Here is a 640-nt window from a genome sequence, read left to right as displayed (position 1 = left end):
GGCGCTTGTGCGCCGTGAGGCGCCAGGAATCGAAGGAGGTGAAAGACCTTCTCGCTGGGCTGTCGCAGCAGCCTGGTAGGAGCGGAGCGCAGTCCGATCCGGGAGACGCCGGGGAGGACGGGAAGCAGCGCTGCGGTAGCCGGGACGGTTCGGAACTGCCAGACGGGCCAGGTCCGGCGAGCGAGATCGGACGGTATACGAGAGGAACCAGTGGTTAAAGCTTCGTAAGCGAGGCACCGGCTCAAATCTGGCGGATATGGGCCGGGACGCAGTGCACGACAACCCGTTACGGGTGGTCGACTCCGAAGCCGGCTAAGCGTGCCGGTGAGGAGGCCATGGTGAAGGACTGCGGCGTAGCCATGGCGATGCTGCCGGAGCAAAGCTGGGTGCCTACCCGATCGATCGATTTCTGGTGAACACGGGAACCGCTCGAAATCGTTCCCGCGCTGCGGAATCCATCTGCCAGTGCGGGATAGGCCCGTCGTCGGCTGAAGATTTCAGGTGGGGCGGACGCTCCGTAGTAGTCCGAGCACGCGAGAGGCGTGTGCATGGCGAAGGGAGCCAGCAAGTCAGCAGGGAGGAGTGTGGAATGCCGGAAGGATCGTCGGTGAATACCGACGAGCTGGCGTTCGAGCTGATG

The 640-nt window shown here is 63.9% G+C and carries 1 protein-coding gene; it reads right to left on the bottom strand.

Annotation, left to right across the window (positions count from 1 at the left end; all coding sequences use genetic code 11):
- Positions 1-286: 286 nt before the first annotated feature.
- Positions 287-640, bottom strand: a 354-nt coding sequence (locus NA4_RS42360) for a hypothetical protein (protein WP_218022545.1), incomplete at its 5' end; no start/stop codon positions are given.

The sequence above is a fragment of the Nocardia amamiensis NBRC 102102 genome (assembly GCF_001612745.1).
In the GTDB taxonomy this organism is placed as follows: domain Bacteria; phylum Actinomycetota; class Actinomycetes; order Mycobacteriales; family Mycobacteriaceae; genus Nocardia; species Nocardia amamiensis.
The sequence above is the reverse complement of the archived record's forward strand: the minus strand, read 5'-3'. Positions and strand labels throughout refer to the sequence as shown.